The sequence below is a fragment of the Photorhabdus sp. RW14-46 genome (assembly GCF_963887965.1).
In the GTDB taxonomy this organism is placed as follows: Bacteria; Pseudomonadota; Gammaproteobacteria; order Enterobacterales; family Enterobacteriaceae; genus Photorhabdus; species Photorhabdus laumondii.
On the sequence record NZ_CAWPHH010000076.1, the window covers coordinates 1 to 3393 of the forward strand.

Consider the following 3393-nt stretch of genomic DNA (forward strand, 5'->3'; position numbering starts at 1 on the left):
GTTCCCTGTCCCAGCCAGACCGCCTGTTGCAAGGCCAGCCCCAGCGCATGTTCGGCATTGCCGCTTTTCAGCGCATAGTCATTGGCATCCATACCCGGCGGGAACTGCACCCGCCATGCCTCGATACCGGCTTCCAGTAAATCAGCGGCTACATTAGCCACGCCACGGTCTCCGGCCTCATCGCGGTCAAAGGCAATCAGCACCCGTTTCACGCCGTGATACTGCAAAGCGTCGAGATGCTCACGGTTAAACCCGTTCACCCCGAATGCGGCGATCACATTGCGGAACCCGGCACACCAGAAGGTCATGGCATCGATCAGTGCTTCACACAGGATAATTTCCGCAGCGGCTTTCATCGCTGCCTCATTCCAGACCCCGGCTAGCGGTGAGGACAGGTACAGATGCTTTGGGCTGTCTTTCAGGACTTTGTAATCCGGCTGGGTTCGGCGACCATACAGTTGCAGCACCCGCCCGCGGCTGGCCACACTGGTCGATTCGGCCCAGCCGATTATCGGCACCACGACGCAGCCCCGGAAGTGGTCCTGCCGGGTGGTGGTACGCAACACGCCCAGCCCCGACAGCTTGCCGCGCAACTGCTGACCTTCCTGACTGTCTTTGGACGGCAACAACCCCGCGGAACCGCTGATACCGTGATGACCCGCATAACCGAGCCGGAAGTGGCTGACCAGTTCAGGATGATTCAGCCCGCGTCGTGCCAGCCAGGCTTTGGCTTCCGGTGACGCCAGTAAGTGCTGATGATAAAAATCAATCACCTGATGCAACAGCGCCTGCCCGTCATCGTCCAGGTCGGCCAGTTTCGGGCGCGGCAGGGGGGCCGCCTGTGATCCCGGCGGGGCGGCTAACGAAGAGGCGGCCACAACCGTATTGTCCATGTCCGGCAACCCGGCCAGCTCCCGCAGCCGGCGGATAGCGATTTTCAGCGTCACCCCTTCCGTTTGTATCACCCAGTCCAGCACCGATCCCGCGGCACCACAGCCAAAGCAGTGATACAGGTTCTTAGCCGGCGATATCACCATTGAGGGCGTTTTCTCGTTATGGAACGGACAGCGCAGCACATAATCCTCACCGCGTTTTTTCATCGGACGGCCTTGCTTACGCGCCAGCCCCAGTAACGAGATGGTTTGCTTTAAGTGGACTAAATCGGTGTCGGGAACGAGGGTCATCAATGACCTCCTGTAAAAACCTGTCAAGATGCTATATTGATATTTAAAACATATCTGATAAGATATCCAAAAACAAGCTTTTTAAAAGGGGGATATATAGTGATATCAAGTTCAACAACCTGGTTTCTCGATATGCAGTTCCCTGAACGGCTTACCACATTACGCAAGGAACGCGGGCTCACTCAGCAGGCGCTGGCTGATATGGCTGGTGTGGCAGTTTTACAGATCCGGCGTTATGAGGGAGGCTCAGCACAACCTACCTTAGAGGTAATACGTCGCTTGGCTATTTCGCTCGGTGTCAGTGCGGATATGCTGGTTTTTGATGAACAGGAGCGCGGGCCTAGTGAGCGGCTGCGCTATCAATTTGAGGCAATTTCTCGTATGCCGCAGTATGAGCAGGAGGTTATTAAGGAGTTGCTGGATGCAATGATCATCAAAACTCAGATTGCCGGCACAATGGCCTGTATTTCAACAACAGCGAAGGAAGAGAGTTAACACAGCACGGCGCTGAAGTGCGGGAACACTCCAGCGCCGCTAACCATCACCAACTATCAGAGGTAGTTCATCATGGCTAAATGCGATTCTAAAGCAAAAACCATTACAACTAAAGTGCAGGCTGTAAAGCCACGGCATTACACCGTGGGCTACCGGCCTAACCGGGGCAAGCCCAATCCGTACCCGCAGCTCACCATTAAGGGGCGCTGGTTGGCTGCGTTGGGCTTTACCACAGGGAAGCCGATCACTATTACCAGCGAAGCCGGGCAGTTAATCATTCAACTGGCTGAGAATGACTGACGGCTAAAGGAAGAGTCCAGTTTTTTAGCTGGACCCTTTGGATAACAACAGGTTAAGGTTGATAATCCTCATATTCCCAGGCAAAGACACGAGATAGCTTTTGCGCTATCTCCATCCAATCTTGCCCCTCGCACTGATCGATATAGTTTGTAATGGTCTTTTTAATTTCATCCAAATTATACTCACGTACCAGAAGCGTATGACGTATCAATTCCGGCTGCCAATGATGATTACACAGCCATTCAGGTGTACAGATAAAAAGATCAAAATATTCACTCCCACTTTCCAACTCTGGCCCGATTAATAGGGATAAGGTTATATTAATAGTTCCGTCATCTTCACCGGAGTACATAACTGGATCTTTATGCATACAATCTATGCCTTTTAGTACTGCTTTCACTAATGCATCCTCTTTTAATCCAGAATATTTAAATGACCGTTTCCAGTCTTATTTATTTTTCCTTTAGAATCAATAGAATAAGTTTCAAAGTTGGCTTGCACACCAGTAGTGGCATGGGCACTATTAGGTTTCTCTGATGGCGGCCTATAACCTCTCGTACCATCCGCACTAACCCAGCCATTTCCGGTAGTCTTCTTGGCTCCATCTCCTACCCAGATTTTGCCTAATCTATCCGCTTCTGTTCGAGTTCCAGTGCCAATGCCATAATTGAGCTTACCATTATCACCTTTAACTACAGCCGCCAACCTTGGATCTTGCGAAGCAATATGACTGAGGTTTCGTTGCACCAAGTCTTCTTTTAACTTCGGATAAGTTGCCGCATTTTCCGCACCACTTGTGTTTTTCCCTGCTAACTCAGGCTGAGCATCTTTGCCGGCATTATTTTGCGATGATTTTGGTGACGACTTCGGCCCTTTGGCTCCCTCCATCACAATAGGTAGCGTCATCGCCATTGCAGCGGCGGTCTCCTGACTCATACCCATCGCCTCAAAGCGTTTTGTCCAGCCGAGTTCGCCTACCTTGCCTGTGGCCGCCTGACCTAACGTATTCACCGCCGACAGGTAATTTCTGAACTCAACCGGCAATGTGCCATCCCGGTCCATATTTTTGAGGGTACGTTCAAACACCGGCCACTGATCAACCAGATAACCATACTTCTGTGCACACTGGGTCGGGTTGCTGTTGCAGAAATCCATCATTTCCTGCTGATTGCGGATATTAGTGTCTACCATATCCTTGATCACTTGTTTGCAGCTTTCGCCTTCACAGGTGCGGGCTTGGTGCGCAAAACTGTCCAGCTCATTCACGCTCAGAGAGTTATTCTCAATAACAACCCATTCCATTGCGACGTTGATTACCGAACACCAATTTTCCCTGCGCACTCAGTCAGTTACAACCCATTTTTTCCAATGTGCGTTCACCGCCGAACCCAAAACCCCCTGACGCGCTTTTCGC

Annotated in this window: 5 protein-coding genes; 2 read left to right on the top strand and 3 right to left on the bottom strand. The window is 51.4% G+C overall.

Annotation, left to right across the window (positions count from 1 at the left end; translation table 11 throughout):
* On the bottom strand, positions 1-1184 hold a 1184-nt coding region (locus AACQ38_RS23420; RefSeq protein ID WP_165579211.1), incomplete at its 3' end, for a CHC2 zinc finger domain-containing protein.
* A gap of 132 nt (positions 1185-1316) precedes the next feature.
* Between AACQ38_RS23420 and AACQ38_RS23425 the strand changes: the two genes are divergently transcribed.
* Entirely contained in the window at positions 1317-1679 is a 363-nt protein-coding gene (locus AACQ38_RS23425) for a helix-turn-helix domain-containing protein (protein WP_011147857.1), read from the top strand.
* Positions 1680-1751: 72 nt separating this feature from the next.
* Positions 1752-1979 (top strand): SymE family type I addiction module toxin, encoded by a 228-nt coding sequence (locus AACQ38_RS23430; protein WP_011147858.1) that lies wholly within the window; start codon positions 1752-1754, stop codon positions 1977-1979.
* Positions 1980-2031: 52 nt separating this feature from the next.
* On the opposite strand, the gene AACQ38_RS23435 is transcribed toward AACQ38_RS23430, so the two are convergent.
* Positions 2032-2379 carry an immunity 8 family protein gene (locus AACQ38_RS23435; RefSeq protein WP_011147859.1) on the bottom strand — a complete coding sequence of 116 codons (348 nt, stop codon included), beginning with the start codon at positions 2377-2379 and terminating at the stop codon, positions 2032-2034.
* 14 nt (positions 2380-2393) lie between these two features.
* Positions 2394-3281 carry a hypothetical protein gene (locus AACQ38_RS23440; RefSeq protein ID WP_242685680.1) on the bottom strand — a complete coding sequence of 296 codons (888 nt, stop codon included), beginning with the start codon at positions 3279-3281 and terminating at the stop codon, positions 2394-2396.
* Between the last annotated feature and the right edge of the window lie 112 nt (positions 3282-3393).